This is a genomic window from Rathayibacter sp. CAU 1779 (assembly GCF_054551755.1).
This window is the reverse complement of record NZ_JBTOLK010000001.1, coordinates 480448-502708: the sequence shown is the minus strand read 5'-3', so window position 1 is coordinate 502708 and position 22261 is coordinate 480448. Positions and strand designations below refer to the sequence as shown.

Here is a 22261-nt window from a genome sequence, read left to right as displayed (position 1 = left end):
TGGACTGCCAACGCTCGCTCAGTGCGTCGCACCTACACCAGCGTCTGCACGGCGCGGTCCGCGTAGTTCTCCTCCAGATCGCGGAGAAGCCCGATCTCACGCGGCTCCCAGCCGAGGAGTTCCCTGGTCGCCGTGCTGGATGCCGCGATGTCACGACCGAAGAACCCGGCCAGGAATCCAAAGCGGTCGGGTGCGTCATCCGGCGCGACGGAGTCGACGGGGACGCCGAGCGCCCGTCCGATCGCCTCCGCCATCTCCTTCGTCGGGACGCCCTCCTCGGCCGCCGCGTGCAGGATGCTCCCACCCGGCGCCTTCTCCAGTGCGAGGCTCACGAGTCGGCCGGCGTCGTCCCGATGCACGGCGGCCCAGCGCTGCGATCCGTCGCCGATGTAGCCGGACACGCCTTTCTCGCGTGCGATCCGCACGAACGTGGCGCTGAATCCGTGGTCGCCCGTGCCGTGCACGGTCGGCGAGAAACGCACGGCGACGGGCGCGATGTCCCGCGCCGTGAGATCGAGCGCGAAGCGCTCGGCCCCGCCACGGAGGCTCTCCGCGCCGACATACGGAGACTGGTCGGCCTCGGTCAACGCGCGCCCGTTCTCCGCGCCCGCCATGCCCGAGGCGAAGAGGAGCTTTCGCCCGCTGCCGGCCAGGGCGTCGGCGAACGTCTCCAGGGCGGCGCGCTCCGTGCGTCCTGACGCGGCGTAGTCCGAGAAATCGTGTTTGAAGGCGAGGTGGATGACGGCGTCGGATGCCGCGGCCCCCGCCCTCAGCACGTCGAGGTCGTCGAGTCCGCCGCGCACGGGCGTCACGCCGGCGGTCTCGAGGGCGGATGCCGAGGCATCCGATCTCGCCAGGCCGGTCACCTCGTGGCCCGCCGCCAGCAGATGGGGGACGACGCCGGATCCGATCCAGCCGGATGCTCCCGTCATGAAGATGCGCATGAGACCTGCTCCTTCTCGCTCGTGCCGCCGTGCGGCGCCGGAGCGCGCGCCGTGGCACACGAGCGTCATCGATGGTGTGATGTCAGTAGCTGACATCGATCACGCTAGCACTGATGTCAGTTTCTGTCATCACGTTGTGACATCGGTAGAATCGAGGCCATGACCAGGTGGGAGCCGGATGCGCGCGGCAGGATGCAGCGCGCCGCTCTCGACCTGTACGCGGAACGTGGTTTCGACGAGACGACGGTGCAGGACATCGCGGCGCGGGCGGGGGTGACGGAGCGCACCTTCTTCCGGCACTTCGCCGACAAGCGCGAGGTGCTCTTCGACGGATCGCAGGAACTCGAGCAGGTGGTCGTGCGTGGACTCGAAGAGTCGACGGCATCCGTCCCGCTCGAGATGGTCGCGGACGGCTTCGCCGCAGCTGCACCGTTCTTCGACGAGCGGCGCGAGTGGTCGACGAAACGGGCGGCGGTGATCGCGGCGGACGGCAGCCTGCTGGAGCGCGAGCTGCTCAAGCTGTCGACCATGAGCGGTGCGATCACGGCCGCGCTTCGCCGCCGCGGCGTCGCGGACCGGGATGCCGAGCTCGCCGGTGACCTTGGCGTCGCGGCGTTCCACCGTTCCTTCCAGCGCTGGATCGCCGGCGGCGACGAGGAGGGCAGAGACAGTTTCGCCGACTGCCTCCGTGACACGTTCGGCGAAGTCTCGGGCGTTCTCCGTGCGTGCAGCCAGGTCACGGCGCTCGTGGCGGAGAAGGCAGCGCTCTAGCCTCTGCAGTTCGACTCTCTGCGGTTCGATTCTCTGCGGTTCGACCCTCGATCGGAGCTCATGCGGCATCAGTCCGCGTACTACGGCGAGCACGCAACGGACGAGGTCGTCGGGTAGCGGCGGAGCGTCCGGTCGTTCGCGAACCTCGCGGCGAGATGGCAGGAATCCAGCGGAGATAGGCATTCTTGCCACTCGCTGACCAGGGCCGTCGCACGCCACTGTGATCACATGACGACCACGACGACCCGATCGGATGCCGCGCCCCACCTGCGTATCGCCCGCCGCCTCGCCCCCGCCCAGGCCCTGTACGTCTTCGGCAGCTCGGTCGATCTGACGCTGACCGGCATCGTCGGATCGCGGCTCGCGCCCACCACGGCGCTCGCCACAGTGCCCTACAGCGTCATCCCGATCGTCGCCGTTGCGACGACGTTCGTCATCTCGCGCTTCATCGGGCGCCTCGGATACCGCAGGGTGTTCGTGTCTGTGGCGTGCATCGCGGTTCTCGCCGGCCTGATCTCGGCCCTTGCCGTGCAGCTCGACCTGTTCTGGCTGTTCTGCGTCGGCACCGGACTGATCGGCGCCTATTCGGCGGGCGCCGGCTACTACCGGTACGCAGCGGCCGACGCGTCCGGATCCCAGCGCGCTCGCGCCGTCACGACCGTGCTCGCCGGCGGACTCGTCGCGGCGCTCCTCGGCCCGTTCCTCGCCACCTGGGTGGGCGGGCTGCTGCCCGTGGCGTTCGTCGCCAGCTATCTGCTCGTGGCGTTGTTCGGGGCGCTCGCTGCGGTGTGGAATCTGACGCTGCCTCGGGAGCTGGCCCAGCTCGGCCGCGGAGCGCAGGGCGACGCACGAAGCGCGGAAGCGGCATCCGGAGCCGAGGTCCCGGCGCGGACACGACGGGTGCTCTGGCGCCAGCCGGTGCTCATCGCAGGCGTGGCGGCCACGTCGTTCGCAGCCATGTCGATGACCTCCATGATGACGGCGGGGCCCATCGCCGGCATGGCCATGGGGCACAGTGAAGCGGATGCCGCGCTCGCGGTTCAGCTGCACATGATCGGCATGTTCGCGCCCGGCTTCGTGATCGCGCGGGTGATCGGCCGGTTCGGCGAACGGTCCATCACGGTGGCGGGCGCGATCCTCGTGATCGTCGCCGGTGCCGCCGCGGCGTGCAGCACTGCGGAGTGGGCGTTCCTCACGGCCATGTTCGCGGTCGGTGTCGGCTGGAACTTCGCGTTCAGCGGCGGAAGCGCCCTGATCACGGATGCCTACCGGCCATCCGAACGTGGCCGCGTGCAGCCCATCGCGGAGGTGATCACGAACGGTTTCCAGGTCATCGGTTCGCTGAGCGCCGGCGTGCTCGCCACGGTTCCCGGCTGGCGGATGCTCGGGGTCGCTCTGATCATCCTGTCCGTCGTGGTCGGGATCGGGGTCGCTGCCGTGCGGCGATCGGTGCGGGCGGGCGCGGCAGGCGCCCCTGATGCAGCGTCTGCCACGTCGGCCGCCGCGGACGCCTGATCGCGCGCCGTCGTCACAGCAGTCGGCGCTGACGCCCTGACCGTTGCGTGCACGGCACGCGTCGCGCACATCCGTTGCGCCGCACGCCGCATCGACGATGGCCCCCGTTCAGGGTGCCGGAATAGTCTTGGGATCCATGGCGCAGGACAACGGAATCCGCACCCCCGGCGGTCCCCTTGGCGATGGCGGCCCAGGAACCCCCGACGACGACCTCGGGATCCGATCGATCGAACTCGTGCGCGCGTGGCTGCAGGCCTCGGACGCACGGGACGCGATCCCGGAGGCATCGAGACGGGATCCGGCGGCGGAACGGCTGGCCGGGCTGCTGCGCGATCCGCGCGGCCTCGACTTCGCTGTCGGATTCGTCGACGGCGTCGCACGTCCACAGGATGTCTACGTTGCGGCGAAGAACCTGCACGCGCTTGCACGCCGGATCCCGCGCTTCCTGCCGTGGATCCAGCGCGCCGCGATCGCGGTGGGTGGTGCCATCGCGCCGGCGATCCCGTGGATCGTCATCCCGATCGCACGTCGCGTGCTGCGGTCGATGGTGGGGCACCTCATCGTGGATGCGACGCCGGCGCGGCTGGGCACCGCGATCGCGCGGCTCCGCGACGGGAGCGGGGTGGCGGGTGGAGCATCCGGGGGAGGTGTGCGCCTCAACCTCAACCTGCTGGGCGAAGCGGTGCTGGGCGAGAACGAGGCGGACGCGCGGCGGGCCGGCACGCGCGAGCTGCTCGAGCGCGACGACGTGGACTACGTGTCCATCAAGGTGTCGAGCGTGGCGAGCCAGCTGTCGATGTGGGCCTTCGACGAGTCGGTGGCGCGCGTGGTGCAGCGTCTCGCGCCGCTCTATCTGTTCGCCGCAGCATCCCCTAGACGTAAGTTCATCAACCTCGACATGGAGGAGTACCACGACCTCGATCTGACGATCGCGGTGTTCAAGCGGTTGCTCGGCGATCAGCGGCTGCTCGGGCTCGAGGCCGGCATCGTGCTGCAGGCCTACCTGCCCGATGCTCTGGACGCCCTCCAAGACCTGACCGAGTGGGCGCTGCACCGCAGGGCGGCGGGCGGGGCAGCCATCAAGGTGCGCATCGTGAAGGGCGCCAACCTCCCCATGGAACGGGTGGATGCCGCCGTGCACGGCTGGCCGCTGGCCACCTACGACGGCAAGGTGCACACCGACGCCAACTACAAGCGCGTGCTCGACTGGGCGCTCACGCCCGAGCACACGCACGCGGTGAAGATCGGTGTGGCCGGACACAACCTGTTCGACGTCGCGCACGCCTGGCTGCTCGCCCGCAGCCGCGGTGTCGACGACCGCATCGACTTCGAGATGCTGCTCGGCATGGCGACGAGGCAGGCGGATGCCGTGGCGGGCACGGTCGGCGGCCTGTTGCTCTACGCGCCCGTCGTGCACCCGCGACACTTCGACGTCGCCATCTCGTATCTGATGCGGCGGCTGCAGGAGAACGCGGCCGACGAGGACTTCCTCTCCGCGGCCTTCGAGCTCACGGAACAGCCGGATCTGTTCGAACGCGAGAAGGCACGATTCCTCGCATCGCTGGCCGAACTCGAGGCGGAGGAGGGTCCGCGCGGACTCGCGCCGCTGCCGAACCGGCGGCAGGACCGTGCGCGCGAATGGGTGGAGTCGGATCCGACGACGCTGTTCCACCCGCGTCCGGCACCCGTCGATCCGGCAGCAGAGGCGCTCGAGGAGGGCCTCACGGGCGTCGTGCTGGGGCTGGACCGGATCCATCGAGGCAGCGGGTTCTTCCCGACCACAGGTGTGGTTCCGCTCTCCGATCCCGATCCGTCTGGGGGAGTCGAAGGGCTGGCTGCGGCACCCTTGACCCGGCGCGAGGCTCTGCGTGCCGAGACCGCGCCCACACCGACGCAGGGGGCGGCGGAGGGTGTGACCTTCGACTCACCTGCTGCCGGCTCAGGGAGCTCGGGTGGGACATCCGGCTCCTCAGCGGGCTCTGACACCGCCGCGGCCACGCTGGACCACGGCTTCCGCAATGAATCCGACACCGACCCCGCGCTGCCGCCGAACCGGGCGTGGGGACGCCGCATCCTGGCATCCGTTCCCGCGTCGACGGCCGGCGAGCAGACGCTGGCGCGTTCGCGCGTCGACGACGAGCGGATGCTCGACCACCTGCTCGCCGGCGTGCAGGCGACCGGTGCGCAGTGGGGCTCCATCTCCGGAAGCGCCCGCGCGGCGGCCCTCGACCGGGTCGGCCTGGCACTCTCCGCGAATCGCGACCGCCTGATCGAGGTCATGGCCTCGGAGACGGGCAAGACGATCGCGGAGGCGGATCCCGAGGTCAGCGAGGCCGTCGACTTCGCGCACTACTACGCGGCGCTCGCCCGGGAGCTCGACACGGTGCAGGGCGCCCGGTTCGTGCCGTCGCAGCTCACCGTCGTGACGCCGCCGTGGAACTTCCCGGTGTCCATCCCTGCGGGCAGCGTGCTCGGTCCGCTCGCCGCGGGCAGCGGTGTCGTGCTCAAGCCGGCGCCGCAGGCCAGACGGTGTGCCGCTGTGCTCGCCGAGTGCTTCTGGGAGGCGGGCATCTCACGCGACCTCCTCGTGCTCGCCGACGTCGAGGAGGGCGCGCTCGGCCAGGCATTGATCGCGAATCCGCGTGTGGATCGCGTCATCCTGACCGGCGCCTACGACACGGCGAAGCTGTTCAAGAGTTGGCGTCCCGACCTGCCGCTCCTCGCCGAGACGAGTGGCAAGAACGCGATCATCGTCACGCCGAGTGCCGACGTGGACCTGGCCGTCGCTGATGTCGTGAAGAGTGCCTTCTCGAACGCCGGCCAGAAGTGCTCGGCGGCGAGCCTGGTCATCCTGGTCGGGTCGATGGGATCCTCCCACCGCTTCCTCGACCAGCTCGCCGACGCCGCGGAGAGCGTCTACGTCGGCTGGCCGGAGCAGCCGGTGAGCTGGATGGGTCCGCTCATCGAGCCGGCACGCGGCAAGCTCGCCTGGGCGCTCACGCAGCTCGAGGAGGGCGAGGAGTGGCTCGTCACGCCTCGCAGCCTGGACGACACCGGACGCCTGTGGTCGCCGGGGATCCGCACGGGCGTGCAGCCCGGATCCCGTTTCCACCAGACCGAGTTCTTCGGACCGGTGCTCGGCGTCATGCACGCCCGCACCCTCGAGCAGGCGGTCGAATGGCAGAACGCCGTCGACTACGGACTCACCGCCGGCCTGCACTCGTTGGATCCCGACGAGATCGAGTACTGGACCTCCGCCGTCGAGGCCGGCAACCTGTACGTGAACCGCGGCATCACCGGTGCGATCGTGCAACGTCAGCCGTTCGGCGGCTGGAAGCGCTCATCGGTGGGGGCCGGACACAAGGCGGGCGGACCCAACTATCTGTTCGGGCTCGGCAGCTGGGTCGGGGATGCCGGCGCATCCAGCTCCAGCCTGCACCTGCGCGGTCTCGACTCACGGGTCACCCGGATCATCGAGGCCGGCCAGCCGTCGATGAGCTACGAGGAGTTCGACCTGGTGCGCCGCTCGGCGCTCAGTGACGCGATCGCATGGGCGAACGAGTTCGGCGTGACGCGGGATGCCGCGGACCTCGGCGTCGAGCGCAACCTGTTCCGCTACCGGTCGGCATCGGTGAGCATCCGGCTGAGCGAGGGCGTCGGCATCCCGGCGCTGCTACGCGTGCTCGCGGCGGCGGCTCTCGTGCGTGGACGCTTCGACCTGAGCACGCCGACACGGCTGCCGCGTCCCATGCGCGAGGCGCTGCACGAGATCGGAACCGCGGATGTCGTGGAATCCGATGCCGCGTGGCTGCAGCGCGTGTACACCTCGGGTGCTGCCGTCGACCCGGAGTCACGGCCGACGGAGCGGATTCGGCTCATCGGCGGCGACGCCTCGGCGCTCGCGCAGGCGCTCGGGGACCGGATCGACGTGGCCGTGTTCTCGGGGCCGGTGACAGCATCCGGGCGCGTCGAACTGCTGCCGTTCCTGCGCGAACAGGCCATCTCCATCACGAACCACCGCTTCGGGAGCCCGACGGCTCTGACGGCAGACATCCTCTGAACGGTCGGCGTCCCGGCCTGCAGCGGCCGCGCGCCCGCTCGTGTGAAGGGCGAAAGACGCGCTCCGTTGAGCAGCGAAGAGCACTTTCTGCCCTCCAAACGGGATCTCGCGGGCGTTGGGCGGCCGCCAAAGGGGCGCGGCGGCAGGGTCTGCGGCGAGGAGGGGCATTTTCCGCCCGTCAGACGAGATCTCGCGATCGTTGGAGGAATTCCGAGGACACCGCAACGGACGAACCCGGCATGGCGAGCTGTGGTCCGTCACCCTGATCGAACTGCACAAATGGCTGTTCCCAGGCGCGAGAAGAGCCAATTCTGCAGTTCGGACGACGGGAAGTCGGTCGCCGAACCTGGCACGGCCCGCAAGAGGGGCTGACGATTTCCTGACAGAGAGTCAGTAGTCGCGGGGCCGCTATCGGTCCGGATCGGCGCGGGGAAGTTGGTCGATCGACCAGCTTTTGGTGCATACGCGTGTCGTAGTGAGTGTCGGCGGATCCGCGTCAGCATGCGGAACACGCGGCGTCGTACCGCGCGGCAAGCGCTGTTGCGGACGGCGATCGACGCGTCGGTGATCCGCAGAAATGGCCCCTGATCGGCTACTTGAGAACCTGGGTGCCCGCTGGGCGGTCCTCGCACGCCCACGCCTACGTTGGAACCCGGCCGGGCGAAACCGGCCTTTTGTTTTGCTCCCGAACGAAAACGGCGGCCGCAGTACGTGCGGGCCGTCCTCTAGGTACCCGACTTATGCGCCTCCCCTCCTTTACGTACGAAAACCTGAACACCGTCGTCGCCCGCGGACGCTCCGCCATGGCGACCGGACTGCGCCCGGCGGTCGCGGGCATCCGCAATGCGTTCGGCATCCGCCGGCGCGAAGCCGCCCACCTCGCCGTTGCCGTCGCACTTCCCGGCCGGATGCCGCGTCGCCGCCTCGTGACCCTCGCGGTAGCCGGCATCTCCTTCGGCCTGATCGCCAGCCTGACGACGGCGCTGCCGTCGTATGCGGCCCACGCCGAGACGGTTCAGCAGACCATGACCGCCTCCACGAAGCACGTCACAACTGCGCAGGTGCAGCAGGTGGCCCTGCGCACCGCCATCCTCAACGCCGCTTCGCACGGCGATGTTCAGCACCTCGACGTCGCAGCCGATGTGACGACGCCCGCCGTGGTGCAGGACACGTTCGCCACGGTCGACGTGGTCGCCAACCTGCAGAGCCAGTACGGCATCGACCAGGCGATGGCGCAGCAGCTCATCACCACGGGCAACCCGAGTGCACGTGCCGCGATCGTCTCGACTGCGATGAGCTACCTCGGCACGCCCTACGTGCTGGGTGGGGCATCGCACAGCGGCATCGACTGCTCGGGCCTCACGATGGTGGCGTATGCGGCCGCCGGCGTCGGTCTCGCGCACTATGTTCCGACGCAGGATTCCGTCGGCTCCCGGATCTCCGCCGCCGACGCGCGGCCAGGCGACCTCGTGGTCTGGGACGACGAGGACCACGTCGGCATGTACATGGGCAACGGCATGGTCCTGCACGCGCCGACCGAGGGACGCAACGTCGAGCTCGACCCGCTCACCGATTGGGCGAGCATCCCGTACCACTTCACGCGCCTGATCTGAGATCACGGGTCTGAGAACTCGGACAGGAGCGATGGCGGGACCCACGTGGTCCCGCCATCGGCGTTTCCTGGACCTTTTCCCACGCATCCGCCTCTACGGCAGCCCGCGACGGTGCGTCTCCGGTCGCAGCGTCGCCTGACCCGCGGATGTCTGCAGTTGCGCCTCGAAGACGATCCGTTAGTGTGGAACGTGGTCGGCTCAGCCGTCCGCATTTTGGGGGACACGGAAGTCATGTCGTCCGTACCCCGCGTGCGGAAAGAGGAGCAGGCTGGGAGCGCATGGGTCGGAGAGCAGCGGCGGCCGGATCCGGCCGCTCGTCGGCAGATGACGACCGTTCCGGCGACTCGTCCGATGACGCGTCGGGCCTGAATCTCTTTGCGGGCCTCTTCGAAGCGGATGCCGCCGAGCCCGACCCGGCACCGGCCCCGCCCATGCCGGCTCCGCGCTCCGCGAACCCGCTTGTGCCCACCGCAGAGGAACCCGGTACCCCCGAACACACCCCGCCTCAGCGGCCTGTCGCGATGTTCCCGCCTGCCTCGATGTGGCCGACGACCCCGGCTCAGCCATCGGCGCCGCACCCGACATCGGCGCCGCAGGATGCTGCGTTCCGTCCTCGGGCGTCCCCTGACCACAACGCGTCCACCGCTCAGCCGACATCCGCCTCTCGGTCGGCGGCTGCCGGCCAGCCCACAGAGGCCGTTCGGCACGGGCCGGCGGTTCACCCCGCGTCAGCCGCTCAGCCGGTGTCCGTGCGTCCTTCGGCTCCCTTCGCGTCTGCGGGCGCAGCGGCGCCGGCCGCTCCGACCGCGGCCCCCGGGCCCGCCGGTGAGCCGCGTCGGCTGAGCGCCGTTGCCACCGCCGGACTGTCGCGCCGCGAGGCTCGCGAACGGGAGCGTGCCGCGCAGACGGCATCTCAGGATTCCGCGTCGCCGCAGCCGATCCAGGACCCGCAGCCGGCGGCGCCTGCGGCGTCGGCTCAACCGTTGACTTCGGTGCCGACTGCACTGCCGACACCGACACCGACACCGGCGCCGACGGTACAGCCGACACCGGCGCCGACTGCAGCTCAGATCCGGACGCCGGCGCTGGCGCCGGCACCCGCCCCCGCGGTGCTGCCTTCTCGTCGCGCGCTGCGGGAGGCGGCCCGAGCCGCAGCGGAGTCTGCGGAGTCCTCCGCCCCGGCAACGCCGCTCGCCGGGTCGGCAGCACCGCTCGCCGGGTCGGCAGCGGCGTCGCGTACCGAGGGGGATGGCACTTCGGCTCGCGACGGCGACGCAAACCTCCCTCCCGTTGGACAGCCGATCTCCGAGCGGCCCGTCGACTTCGATCAGGTTCTCGGACTCGGTGCGGAGGTCGGGGCCGGCGGTAGCCCTGCCGATCACCTGACGGACCCTCGTCCCAGCGCGCGACCCACGGCTTTCGCCGCATCCCAGGGCTTCAGCGACGCCCGCGAGCAGTTGGCGCAGCGTGGTTCCGGCGACGTTGCCCGGCCCGCCCGCACCGACCAGTGGAAGCGTGATCGGAGCGCTCGCGCGGCGCACCCCGTCGACGACGAGCAACCGGCCGCCGGGCTCGCCGAGCAGGTCGACCGCGTCGAGGGCTCGGGTGGTGGCGCATCCGCGGCGGGCGTGCACGGGTTCCGTCCTCGGAACAACGCCGTCGGCGACCAGCCGGGTGGACGCATGCCGGGGGCTCCTGCTCACCGCGCGCGGTCATCCCGCAGATCGGCGGCGATCGCCGGAGGCGCCGTGCTCGCGCTGATCCCAGGGCTGATGTTCGCCGCGCCGGCGAACGCCGCCGAGACCCTCACGCCCGACCAGTTGCAGGCGACGATCGCCAGCAACTCGAAGCTGATCGCCCAGAAGCTGCAGGTCTCCGCCTCGGTCAACGGCAGCTCGCTGCAGACAGAGAACTACGTCGCGGGAGCCATCGCCGGCATCGTGGCCGCCGAATCCGGCCCGAACGGCGCCGAGGTGGCCATCGCGCTCGCCGAGGCGCTCCAGCACGGCGGCGCGCGCGAGGCGATCGTCGAGACCGCACTCACCTACCTCGGCGACCCCTACGAACTCGGCGGCTCGTCTCACGACGGCATCGACTGCTCGGGCCTCACCATGGTCTCGTACGCGGCGGCGGGCATCTCCCTTGCGCACTACGTGCCGTCGCAGGATGCCGTGGCCACCACGATCGCTGAGACCGACGCCCAGCCAGGAGACCTCGTCTTCTTCAACGACGAGGAGCACGTCGCCATCTACCTCGGCGGCGGCATGATCATCGAGGCCCCGGATTACGGCATCCCGGTGCGGATCGTCTCCCTCTCCACCTGGTCGGGCATCGGGTACCACTTCGGGCGCATCCTGCCGAACTGATCGACCGGCCGGCCCGTCCGGATCCGGCACTCGGATCGGACGAATCGCGCGGCCCCGGGCGGAACGGCGGGAGTCAGGCCGGACGCTCGCCGTAGTCGGGCAGGTCGTGCGCGCGCAGCGCGGGTGCGAACCTCTTCGCGACCTCGGCGCCCGGGAGGGCGAAGTCGTGACCGGTCGCGTATCCGGCGGTCCAGGCGATCGTCAGATACACCGCGAGGTCGAGACGATGGACGAGCCAGCCCAATTGCGCGTCATCCGCTGCGCCTCGGGAGAGGCAGTCGTACAGCTGCTCGCCCCAGGCACGCATCGCCTTGCGCCCGGCCGGCGTCTCCAGCGTCGAGGCGAGCTCGACGAATGACCACGCGGCAACGGCCTCCTCGCGCAGCAGGATCGACCCGTTCAGGTGCTCGCCCTCATCGTCGGCATGGGTCGCCGAAGCGAGTCGGCGCTCCGCCGCCGTCAGCGCTGTCAGCAGGGACTCCCCGTAGCGCGCGCGTCTCTCGCGCCGTGCACCCCTGGCAGACACGGCGAACGTGATGATGCCGCCGAGGGACGCACCGAGCAGCGCGGCAAGGACGTAGACCGTCGCGTCGAACCCCATGACGGCAAATGTAGCTTCGCGCCGGGGCGCTGCCTGGAGCCATGGCCCGGATCACCCAGCGAGCTCACCCTGCGCTCACCATTAGCTGACGTCGCGAACTCACATCACGAGCTCACGAGGCGCTCACCGCGAGCTCACCCGGCGCTCACCCGGCGCTCACCGGGAGCTCACGTCGCGAGCTCACTCCGCGCGTTCGACGCGTCGGCTCACTCGACGGTGTCGTTCGGCGGTGCGAGGGCCTCTCCTGCCGCTGACGCATCGTGCGCCGTGAGCCCTCCGGCCGCTGGCGGCGCTTCTGTCGTTGGGAGCTCTCCCGGCGATGCGGCTTCATCCGATGCTGCGGCTTCATCCGGCACTCCGAGTGCGTCGGAAGCTTCGGGATCGTCTCCCGGTGCGACGGTGACCGGCAGCGTGAGCTCGACGGTGAGTCCGCCGCCCGCCGACGGGAACAGTCGGATGTCTCCCGCGGCCGTGTGCACGAGCCCCGCGACGATCGCGAGTCCGAGCCCGCTGCCCGTCGTCGTGTTGCGAGCCTCGTCCACCCGGGTGAAGCGATCGAGCGCGATCGGGACGAAGTCCGGCGGCATGCCCGGACCGTCGTCGACGATGGTGAGACGTACGGCGGCGTCATCCCGTGAGAGGCGTGCCGTGATGGTTCCGGCGCCCCTGTCGCTGCCGACGGCCTTGATGGCGTTCGCGATGAGGTTGTCCACGATGCGGCCGAAATCCTGCGTCGACATCGCGATCGTTCCGTGATCCGTGCTCTCGGCCGACACCTCGAAGTCGATGACACAGTCGACGCCCTGCACCACCGACGCCTGACGCATGCGGTCAATCGCGGCGGCGAGCTCGTCCTCGAGTTCGCTCCAGCTCGACGATCCGCGCGTGCCGTGCGCGTCGATCCTGGAGAGCTCGAGCAGGTTCGTCGCGAGAGTGGAGAGCCGGAGCACGGTCTGCTGCGCCTGGCGTATATCGTCGAGCAGCGCATCCGCGTCTCCGGAGTCCAGTTCGGCCAGTTCCAGCTCTCCGCGCAGCACGGCGAGGGGGGTCCGCAGCTCGTGGCTGGCGTCAGAGACGAGTTGCTTCTCGCGGTCGGCGGATGCCCGCAACGCCTCGATCAGACCGTTCAGCGTCACGGCGAGGGCCGCGAGCTCATCGCGAACCGGCGGCACCTCCAACAGTTCTCCGCTCGCGTCGGCTCCGCGGGCGACATCCGCGCCCGCCGCAGCGTCGGATCCCGTCCTCCTCCAGCGCATCGGACGCGGATGGCCCCCCGGCGGCCTGGCGGCCATGGAGGCGCGTTCGCCTCCATCGCGCAGGTAACCGTCGGTCTGCCTGCGCGAGATCGCGTCGGCCTGCCGTCGCATCACATTCACCGGGCGCAATGCCGTGCGGGCCAGGATGTACGAGGCGAGCGTGAAGCATCCGACCAGGATCACGGCACCCACGATCAGCGCGGCACTCAGCTTGTCGAGCACGAGCTGATTGGCGTCCTCGTTGCGGGCCGTGACGACGTACCAGACACCCGCCGCCGTCTCGACGGGTGCGACGCGCACGATGTATTCGGTCTTGGGGGTCTTGACACGAGTGATGGTCTCGGTCTCCTCGCGAGGCGCCTTGCCGTATGGACGCAGCGACTTCGGAAGACTGGAGATGCGCACATCGCCGGCCGGCGAGATCAGAGCAACGTATTGACCGTCACCAGGAGCGGCGTCGATGTCGGTGGCGTGGCGCTGCAGCTGCTCTTCGAACGGCTCGGCGTCGTGCCGCAGCACCGTCAGCGTCGCATTGTTCAGGATGGCGTTGACGCCCAGCCGGATCCCGACAACGGCGACCACGCCGACGAGGACGGCGATGATCAGGCTGCCGACCGCGATCCGGGCCGTGATGGAGAGACGGCCTGAAAGGGATCGGATCCAGTTCACCGGTCCGGCTCGGCCGGCGCGGGATCCCGGGGGCCGTCACCCGAAACATCCGCAGTTCCGGACGCTTCCGACGACGCCGAGGTGTCGGCGGGCCTGGACGCGTCAGACGCTGCGGTGTCCGACGCTCCCGAACTCTTGTCGGCAGACCGCTGAGCGGCTTCCACGGGATCGACGGTCTCCAGTCGGTAGCCCAGTCCGCGCACAGTCGCGATCCGGAGTCCGGTCGATGAGGCGTCGAGCTTGCGACGCACGTACGACACGTACTGGTCGAGCACGTTCTGGTCGATGTGCTCGTGGCCGCCCCAGATGTCGTCGAGGATGTCGGCGCGCGTCACCATCTCGCCGGCGTGCAGTGCCAGAAGCCGCACCAGGGAGAACTCGCGCGGGCTGAACGCGACCTGCCTGCCGTCGACCGTGGCCTTGTGCTCGAGCGAATCGATTGTGAGGCCGCCCACCTTCAGGGTCGGCTTGGCCGAGGCATCCCGCCGCAGCAGCGCACGCAGCCGTGCGGCGAGCTCCGCGAAGGCGAAGGGCTTGGTGAGGTAGTCGTCCGCGCCGGAGTCGAGGCCGAAGACGCGGTCTTCGACGGCATCCCTTGCGGTCAGCAGCAGGATCGGCATGGTCCGGCCCGACTCGCGCACGCGTCGGCACAACTCGAATCCGCTCATGCCGGGAAGCATCACGTCGACGGCAAGGGCGTCGACGGTGTTGTCCCGCAGCGTGATCAGAGCGTCGACGCCGTTGTCCACCGAGAGCACGTCGTAGCCTTCGGCCGCCAATCCGCGCCGCAGCAGTCGGGCCATGTCGGGGTCGTCCTCCACCACGAGGAGGCGTGCAGTCGTATCGTCCACGCCCCAATCGTCACAGAGAGCGCTGGGCACGTCGAGAGCGAATGCTATGGACTCACTCAGGCTCTACGGGCCATCGCCGTCAGTCGAGATCGCGGTGCACGAGACGAGAGAGCACGATCGCGCTGCGCGTGTGATCGACACTGGGCGCAACGCGCACCCGTTCGAGTGCGGCCTCGAGGCTCGGGATGTCGCGGGAGCGGATGCGCAGAATCGCGTCCGCGCTGCCCGACACCGTGCACGCCTCCGCCACCTCGGGCACGGCCGAGAGGATGCGCTGCAGCTCGCTCGGCGAGACCGTGCCGCGGCAGAACAGCTCGACGTATGCCTCGGTGCTCATGCCGTCGATGGTCGGATCGACGTTGATAGTGAACCCGCGGATCACGCCATCGGCGACCAGGCGATCGATGCGGCGCTTCACGGCGGATGCGGACAGACCGACACGCGAGCCGATGTCGCCGTACGACGCGCGGGAGTTCTCGCGCAGGAGGTCGATGATGTTCCGATCCAGGTTGTCCACGGCGTCATTCTAGGGCGATCCGTTGCGTCCGAATGATCAACTGCGCACGATTCGTGCAGCAGATGCCACACACCGCGCAAGATCCCGGTGCGACACTGGGAAGCATGACCGCACTGGACTCCACCGACACGCGCCACCGCAACGGATCGTCTGCCGCGACGGCATCCGCGACGGATTCCGCGTCCGAGCCCGGCGCAGGCGCTGCGACCTCGAAGGCACCCGTGCAGCACCTCGTACCGTCTCACCGAACCTATCTGATGTGCCGACCTGAGCACTTCACGGTGAGCTACCGGATCAACCCGTGGATGCATCCGCAGGATCCCACGGACACGGCCAAGGCGGTCGAGCAGTGGACGACTCTCTATGACACGTTCGTCGGCCTCGGGCATGACGTGTACCTCATCGATCCGCTCGAGGGATTGCCCGACATGGTCTACACGGCCAACGGCGGATTCGTCATCGGAGGCGTCGCGTACGGCGCCCTGTTCGCGTATCCGCAGCGGGCGCCTGAAGGCCCGGCGTTCATGCACTGGTTCGCGGACAACGGGTTCGAGGTCGTCGAGCCGGAGCGCGTGAACGAGGGTGAGGGCGACATCCTCCTCGTCGGGCCGCGCATCCTGGCCGGCACCGGATTCCGCAGCACCGTCGAGAGCCACGCTGAGCTCGCCCGCATCTACGGCCGCGAGGTGGTCAGCCTCACGCTCGTGGATCCGCGCTTCTATCACCTGGACACGGCGATCTCCGTGCTCGATCCGCTCGAGGACGACGAGAACGCGAACATCGCGTACGTGCCAGCGGCGTTCGACGATGCGAGCCGCCGCACGCTCGAGGCGCTGTATCCGGACGCCATCATCGTGAGCGAAGAGGACGCAGGCATCCTCGGTCTCAACTCCATCTCCGATGGTTACAACATCGTCATCGCGAAGCGTGCTGTCGGGTTCGAGAAGCAGCTGCGCGAACGCGGATACAACCCGATCGGAGTCGATCTGTCCGAGCTCCTGCTCGGCGGGGGAGGCGTGAAATGCTGCACTCTGGAACTGCGCCGCTGAGCGGACGCGATCCCGCACAGACGACACCGTTGGATGAAGCGGTCGGAACCAGCTCATCAGCGTCGCGGGTTTCGACCCTTCGACAGGCTCAGGGCGGCCCAAGCTCAGCCGCCGACGACCGCGGTTCGACCGGCGACGAAGCGAAGCGGCTGCTCCGGCTCGAGGACGAGCACGCCGCGCACAACTACGCGCCGCTGCCCGTGGTGATCGCCTCCGGCGAGGGCGCGTGGGTCACCGACGTGGACGGCAACCGCTACCTGGACTGTCTGGCCGCCTACTCGGCCGTGAACTTCGGGCACTCGAATCCGCGGCTCGTGGCAGCTGCCAAGGATCAGCTCGACCGCATCACCCTCACCAGCCGTGCCTTCCACCACGACCTGCTCGGCCCGTTCGTGGCCGAGCTGGCCGCGCTCGCCGGCAAAGACATGGTGCTGCCGATGAACACGGGAGCCGAGGCCGTCGAGACCGGCATCAAGGTGGCGCGCGCATGGGGTTACCGGGTGAAGGGCGTCGCGCCGGATGCCGCGAACATCGTGGTCTTCACCGGCAACTTCCACGGGCGCACCACCACGATCGTGGGCTTCAGCGACGATCCGGAAGCCCGCGACGGCTTCGGTCCCTTCACCCCCGGATTCCGCTCGGTTCCGTACGGCGACGCGGCGGCGGTCGCGTCGGCGATCGACGAGAACACGGTCGCCGTTCTGGTCGAGCCGATCCAGGGCGAGGCCGGCGTCATCGTGCCGCCGGACGACTTCCTTCCGGAGCTTCGTCGCCTCTGCACGGAGAATCGCGTGCTGCTGGTGGCCGACGAGGTGCAGTCCGGACTCGGACGTGTCGGCGAGACGTTCGCGTGCTCGTTGTGGGACGTCGTCCCCGACGTGTACCTGCTCGGCAAGGCACTCGGCGGCGGCATCATGCCGGTCTCAGCGGTCGTCGCGGACCGCGACGTGCTCGGTGTGATCGCCCCTGGTGAGCACGGCTCCACGTTCGGCGGCAATCCGCTGGCGTGTGCCGTCGGCATCGAAGTGATCCGGATGCTCGCCACGGGCGATCCGCAACGTCGCGCCCGCGAGCTGGGCGAGCACCTTCGCGGACGGCTCGAGGAGCTCGTCGGCCATGGCGTGACCGCGGTTCGCGGGGCCGGCCTGTGGGCCGGCGTGGATGTGGATCCCTCGATCGGATCGGGACGCGAGCTCGCCGAGCGGATGCTGCGTCGCGGCATCCTCGTGAAGGACACGCACGGGGCGACGATCCGCTTTGCGCCGCCGCTCATCGTCGAAGAGGCCGACCTGGACTGGGCGGTCGAGGAGTTCGCGGCGGCTCTCGCGGAATAGCGCAGCACGCTTGGCACCGCTGGCACTGCTGACACCAGCGGTACCTGCGGTGGGGCGCCGCGGTCAGAACTCCGCGACGCGCACGCCGAGCCACTCGCCGAGATCCGCGATCTCGGCGCGCACCATCTCGTCTTCCTCCGGCTCGAACGGGACGAGCTCGTGCACCGCGTCCACCCGCAGGACCTCGTTCTCGCGGTCGACGGCGGCGTCGAGCATGCCCATGAAGACGTCGCCGATGAGGACGGGATGTGCGAAGTATCCGAATCTGCGCTGCGCCTTCGGCTTGAACTGCTCCAGCACATACTCGAAGTCGAAGATCTCGCGCAGCCGCGGCCGGTCGAACAGCATGCCGTCGTACGGGCTGAGGAACGCGACCCGGCCGTCCGTCTCGTCGTCGAGGGCGGCGATGGCACGCGGATCCACGCGGTACTTGCGGTTGGATCCCTCGATCACCGCTGGCTCGCCTGCCTCACCGACCGGAGTCCACGGCGACTTCTGCTTCGCGATGCCGGCGGCCTGCAACCGGCGTTCGTCGAGCATCCGTTTCGCCTCCTCCGGCTCGTACTCGGGCAGATCGGCTGGGAAGGCGCGCTCGGCGATGTCCCAGACGCGGTGACGTCCCTCCCTGCGCACGATGCCGATCTGACCGGTGCGCGCCAGAAAGTCGAGCATGCGCGGCACCTGGTTGGGGCCGTACCAGCCCGCCTCGGAATCCCGCGCCACTGCCGCGGTGTCGGGGATCTCAGAGGCGAGCAGCGGACCCTCGGCGCGCAGCCGAGCGACCACGTCGTCGCGGAACTTCTCGTTCGCGGCGATCCACTCTTTCGTGCTGTCGCGCAGTGGCCGCGTGCGCATCCAGGGCAGCATGAGCGGCAGCAGGTCGATCGGTCGGAACGCGCCGTCGAACTCGAACAGCGCGCGGTCCATCTCGACGGCCTTCTTCAGCTGGCCTGCCTCGTATGACCAGCCGATGCGCGACCAGAGGATGGTGTGCTCTGCCGGCGCGATCGTCGCGGTCGGATCGATGCTGATTGTGCCGAGCTGCTCGGCCACCTCCACCACATCGCCCGGGCGCGCGGCGTCGAGCAGCTGGGCGCGCACGATGATGCGCCGCGCCTCGTCGCGGGTGAGCCGGTGGGTCACGTGCACGAGGGTAGTCGCGTCCTCCGACACGTTGCGAATGCACGCCATCGACGCGTTGCGAATGCACGCCACCGACGCGTTGCGAGGACCGGAGGACGCAGCGAGAACCGGAGATCTGCTTCGGTTCTCGTGTCGAGAGCGCGATCCCTCCGGTTTTCAGCACCATCGATGCATCCGGGGTTTTCAGCACGATCGATGCAACGGCGGACACAATGGATGCCATGGCCAACGACGTCGATGCCCTCATCTCCCAGCTCACTCTCGAAGAGAAGGCGGCGCTCGTCACGGGCGACGGCTTCTGGCATACCCGGGCGATCGAACGCCTCGGGATCCCGGCGATCACCCTGAGTGACGGTCCGCACGGCGTGCGCCGTCAGCCGGCCGACCAGGAGAACGGGATCGGCGGCAGCTATCCCTCCACCTGCTTCCCACCCGCAGTGGGGCTCGGATCCACGTGGGACGCGGAACTCGTGGAGCGCGTCGGAGCGGCACTGGGCGACGAGTCCATCGCCCTCGACGTGCAGGTGCTGCTCGGACCGGGCATCAACATCAAGCGCTCGCCGTTGTGCGGGCGCAACTTCGAGTACTTCTCCGAGGATCCGTTGATCGCCGGCGAACTCGGTGCGGCGCTGATCCGCGGCATCCAGTCCAAGGGCGTCGGAACGTCGCTCAAGCACTTCGCGGCCAACAGCCAGGAGACGGATCGCTTCCGTGTGAGCGCCGACATGGACGAGCGCACCGCCCGCGAGATCTACCTCGCCGGATTCGAGCGCGCCGTCAAGGATGCCGCTCCCGCCACGGTCATGGCGGCGTACAACAAGCTGAACGGCGTCTACGCCACCGAGGATCCGTGGCTGCTCACCCAGGTGCTGCGTGACGAATGGGGATTCGAGGGCCTTCTCGTCTCCGACTGGGGAGCGGTGAACGACAGGGACGCCGCCGTCGCGGCCGGCCTCGACCTCGAGATGCCCGAATCGGAGGCGGGCCCCGCTGCCATTGTGGCGGCGGTGCGGGCCGGATCCCTTGACGAGGCATCCCTCGACGCCGCCGTGCGCAATGTGCTCAAGCTCGTCTTCGACCATGCGGACCTGAAGCCGGCCGACGGGACGGCGCTCGCCGTCCCGAACGAGCAGGTCGAGGAGCATCACGCGCTGGCACGCGAGGTCGCGTCGCGGGCGGCGGTGCTGCTCAAGAACGACGGCGGCATCCTGCCGCTCTCGCCCGAGGCGTCTATCGCCGTGATCGGCGAGTTCGCCCGCAACCCGCGGTACCAGGGCGCTGGCAGCTCGCAGATCGAGCCGACGCGACTGGACGACGCGCTCACCGAGATGCGCAGGATCGCCGGATCCGATGTCACGTTCGCACCGGGCTTCACGCTCGACGGCAGTGGGGATGCCGACCAGCTGACGCGTGATGCGGTGGCTGTGGCATCCGCTGCCGAATTCGTCGTGCTGTTCCTCGGGCTTCCGTCGGTTGCGGAGTCCGAGGGATACGACCGCGAGCACATCGACCTGCCGGCCGACCAGCTGGCGTTGCTCGCCGAGGTGGCTCAGGCGAATCCGAACCTCGTCGTCGTGCTCTCGAACGGATCCGCGGTTCGGGTGTCGACCTGGGAGGCCGGAGCCCGCGCGATCCTCGAGGGATGGCTCCTCGGGCAGGCAGGCGGCGGCGCGACCGCCGACATCCTGTTCGGCGTCACCAACCCGTCCGGACGTCTCACCGAGACCATCCCCGAGAAGCTCGAGGACAACTCCGCGTTCCTCGACTACCCCGGACGCGACGGACACCTCTCCTACGGTGACGGCGTCTTCGTCGGCTACCGCTGGTACGACGCGCGCGAGCTGCCGGTCAGCTATCCGTTCGGCCACGGCCTCTCCTACACGAGCTTCGAGTTCTCGGGCCTCTCGCTCAGCGCGGAGGGAGCGGATGCCGACCTCGCCGTGCACGCGTCCGTCACCGTGACCAACACGGGCAAGGTTGCCGGCCGCGAAGTCGTGCAGCTGTACGTGAGCGCGCCGAGCGCCGAGGTGCGGCGTCCGCAGAACGAGCTGCGCGGGTTTCGCGTGGTCGCCCTTGAGCCGGGCGAGAGCCGCGAGGTGAGCTTCACTCTCGGATACCGCGACTTCGCCTACTTCCACCCCGTGCTGAAGCGGTGGTACGTGGAGAACGGGGGCGTCGACATCCTGGTCGGGGCGAGCTCGCGCGACATCCGCGAGCAGGGCAGCGTCGAGCTGCGGACCGACGAACCGGTGGTGCCGCTCGACCGTCAGTCGTCCCTCGCGGAGTGGATGAAGCATCCGGGCGGCCAGAAGGTGCTCGCCGGCGTGATGCAGCAGGCCGCTGCGCAGAACCCGGAGGCCGTCGGCATGTTCCAGAACCAGGAGCTCATGGCGATGATGGGCTCGATGCCGATGCGCCGCATCGTGCGGTTCCCCGGCGTCGGCATCAGCGACGAGGTCGTCGACGGCCTGATCGCGCAGGCGAACGCCGCGGTGTAGCGGCCGCGCCGCATCGCCGCGGTGCGCGCCCCGGGGCCCATCGAGATGTCGTTTCAACCGCAGTAAATGCGGATGCGCAGTTGGTCCATGCGCATTTTCTGCGGTTGAAACGGAATCTCACTTGGTCGCGTTGCGCAGTGCGCGGCGGATGATTCCGACGATCACGGTGGGATCGTCGAGGTCGGCCTGGGTCACGTGGATGATCCGCCACCCGGCATCCTCGAACAGCGCGACGCGCCGAAGATCGGCGCGCCATTGCTTCTTGTCCGTGCGATGGCCCTCTCCCTCGTACTCGATGCCGAGTCGTATGGTCGGGTAGGCCAGATCCGGATGCAGCACCAGCCCTCCCGCGACTGAGACAGGATGCTGCACCACCGGTTCCGGCAGGCGGTGGGCGACGAGCGTCAGCCGCCACAGCGACTCGGGGCGCGAGTCTGCACCCCTGCGCAGCCGCGGGAGTGCCCAGCGGACGTTCGCAGCTCCCGGTTGTCGGCCTATTCGGGTAGCAGCATCGTCCAGATCATCGAGAGAGCAGAGCGGAGCTTCGCGTCCGCCTTGGGGACGCCGTTTTCCCGTGATGAGGAAGTCGCCGGCCGCGACGAGATCTTCACGCGACAGCACGGCTGCGAGTTGACACCAGGTCTGGGCCGGCGAGACAAGCGGAAGCTCCTGGATGTCGCGACGGTCCCCGTATCGGAGCGCGTGACCGATCACCCCCTTCGTCCGTGGGACGCTGCCGCGCAGGTCGCCTACGTGTACGGTTGTCGATCTCTGAAGGTGCAGCGGCAGCGGGATCTCCCAGAGCTGCGCCGCAGTGACGCCGCAGAAGAGTTGGCCGCTGCGCAATCGTGGGGCGTAGATCCTGGCCCGCTCGAAGGAGAAACCGATGTCGAGGCCGACGCTACGGATCCCATGGAAGTGGGCATCGAGGTCATGGGCACGGAGCCTGCCAGGCGACAGCTGATGGAACTCGCGTTCGCTCACGCGGAACGACATTGTCGGGAGGTGCGGCGGCAAGGGCCTGCGGGCGGGCATCCTCAGAGTGTGGCGGCGGAACGGATGTCGCGGGCGCAG

At 69.2% G+C, this 22261-nt stretch carries 15 protein-coding genes; 8 read left to right on the top strand and 7 right to left on the bottom strand.

Translation table 11 applies throughout. The features are described 5' to 3' along the window. Positions 1-32: 32 nt before the first annotated feature. Positions 33-944: an SDR family oxidoreductase gene (locus tag ACX9R5_RS02135; RefSeq protein ID WP_459407363.1), complete on the bottom strand. Its 912-nt coding sequence runs from the start codon at positions 942-944 to the stop codon at positions 33-35. Between the two features lie 159 nt (positions 945-1103). On the opposite strand from ACX9R5_RS02135, the gene ACX9R5_RS02130 reads away from it, so the two are divergent. From ACX9R5_RS02130 to ACX9R5_RS02110, 5 genes are all read left to right on the top strand, one after another. Continuing rightward, positions 1104-1715: a TetR/AcrR family transcriptional regulator gene (locus tag ACX9R5_RS02130; RefSeq protein WP_459407362.1), complete on the top strand. Its 612-nt coding sequence runs from the start codon at positions 1104-1106 to the stop codon at positions 1713-1715. 228 nt (positions 1716-1943) lie between these two features. Beyond that, positions 1944-3230, top strand: a complete 1287-nt coding sequence (locus tag ACX9R5_RS02125) for an MFS transporter (protein ID WP_459407361.1) — start codon at positions 1944-1946, stop codon at positions 3228-3230. 136 nt (positions 3231-3366) lie between these two features. Continuing rightward, the gene (locus ACX9R5_RS02120) at positions 3367-7290 is read left to right on the top strand and encodes a proline dehydrogenase family protein (protein WP_459407360.1); all 3924 of its coding nucleotides are present in this window, start codon (positions 3367-3369) and stop codon (positions 7288-7290) included. A 740-nt stretch (positions 7291-8030) separates the two neighbouring features. After that, positions 8031-8903 carry a C40 family peptidase gene (locus ACX9R5_RS02115; RefSeq protein ID WP_459407359.1) on the top strand — a complete coding sequence of 291 codons (873 nt, stop codon included), beginning with the start codon at positions 8031-8033 and terminating at the stop codon, positions 8901-8903. 992 nt (positions 8904-9895) lie between these two features. Beyond that, positions 9896-11269: a C40 family peptidase gene (locus ACX9R5_RS02110; RefSeq protein WP_459407358.1), complete on the top strand. Its 1374-nt coding sequence runs from the start codon at positions 9896-9898 to the stop codon at positions 11267-11269. A gap of 73 nt (positions 11270-11342) precedes the next feature. Here the strand turns inward: ACX9R5_RS02110 and ACX9R5_RS02105 are convergent, their stop codons facing one another. The 4 genes from ACX9R5_RS02105 to ACX9R5_RS02090 all read right to left on the bottom strand — a co-directional run bounded on the left by ACX9R5_RS02105 (position 11343) and on the right by ACX9R5_RS02090 (position 15163). Then, positions 11343-11870 carry a hypothetical protein gene (locus ACX9R5_RS02105; protein ID WP_459407357.1) on the bottom strand — a complete coding sequence of 176 codons (528 nt, stop codon included), beginning with the start codon at positions 11868-11870 and terminating at the stop codon, positions 11343-11345. Positions 11871-12076: 206 nt separating this feature from the next. Continuing rightward, the gene (locus ACX9R5_RS02100) at positions 12077-13795 is read right to left on the bottom strand and encodes a sensor histidine kinase (protein ID WP_459407356.1); all 1719 of its coding nucleotides are present in this window, start codon (positions 13793-13795) and stop codon (positions 12077-12079) included. Beyond that, positions 13792-14646, bottom strand: a complete 855-nt coding sequence (locus tag ACX9R5_RS02095) for a response regulator transcription factor (protein WP_459407355.1) — start codon at positions 14644-14646, stop codon at positions 13792-13794. Before ACX9R5_RS02095 ends, ACX9R5_RS02100 begins: the two co-directional genes overlap by 4 nt. A gap of 79 nt (positions 14647-14725) precedes the next feature. Next, entirely contained in the window at positions 14726-15163 is a 438-nt protein-coding gene (locus ACX9R5_RS02090) for an Lrp/AsnC family transcriptional regulator (RefSeq protein WP_459407354.1), read from the bottom strand. A gap of 257 nt (positions 15164-15420) precedes the next feature. Between ACX9R5_RS02090 and ddaH the strand changes: the two genes are divergently transcribed. After that, positions 15421-16212, top strand: coding sequence for a dimethylargininase (gene ddaH, locus ACX9R5_RS02085; protein ID WP_459409011.1), 792 nt, complete (start codon positions 15421-15423; stop codon positions 16210-16212). Further along, positions 16185-17546: an ornithine--oxo-acid transaminase gene (gene rocD / locus ACX9R5_RS02080; protein WP_459407353.1), complete on the top strand. Its 1362-nt coding sequence runs from the start codon at positions 16185-16187 to the stop codon at positions 17544-17546. The genes ddaH and rocD overlap by 28 nt, the downstream gene beginning before the upstream one ends. A 63-nt stretch (positions 17547-17609) precedes the next feature. On the opposite strand, the gene ACX9R5_RS02075 is transcribed toward rocD, so the two are convergent. Next, positions 17610-18689, bottom strand: coding sequence for a DNA glycosylase AlkZ-like family protein (locus ACX9R5_RS02075; RefSeq protein ID WP_459407352.1), 1080 nt, complete (start codon positions 18687-18689; stop codon positions 17610-17612). A gap of 221 nt (positions 18690-18910) precedes the next feature. On the opposite strand from ACX9R5_RS02075, the gene ACX9R5_RS02070 reads away from it, so the two are divergent. Next, positions 18911-21187, top strand: coding sequence for a glycoside hydrolase family 3 C-terminal domain-containing protein (locus tag ACX9R5_RS02070; RefSeq protein WP_459407351.1), 2277 nt, complete (start codon positions 18911-18913; stop codon positions 21185-21187). Between the two features lie 117 nt (positions 21188-21304). Here the strand turns inward: ACX9R5_RS02070 and ACX9R5_RS02065 are convergent, their stop codons facing one another. Then, complete coding sequence (locus ACX9R5_RS02065; RefSeq protein ID WP_459407350.1) at positions 21305-22171, bottom strand: hypothetical protein; 867 nt, start codon at positions 22169-22171, stop codon at positions 21305-21307. Positions 22172-22261: the final 90 nt, after the last annotated feature.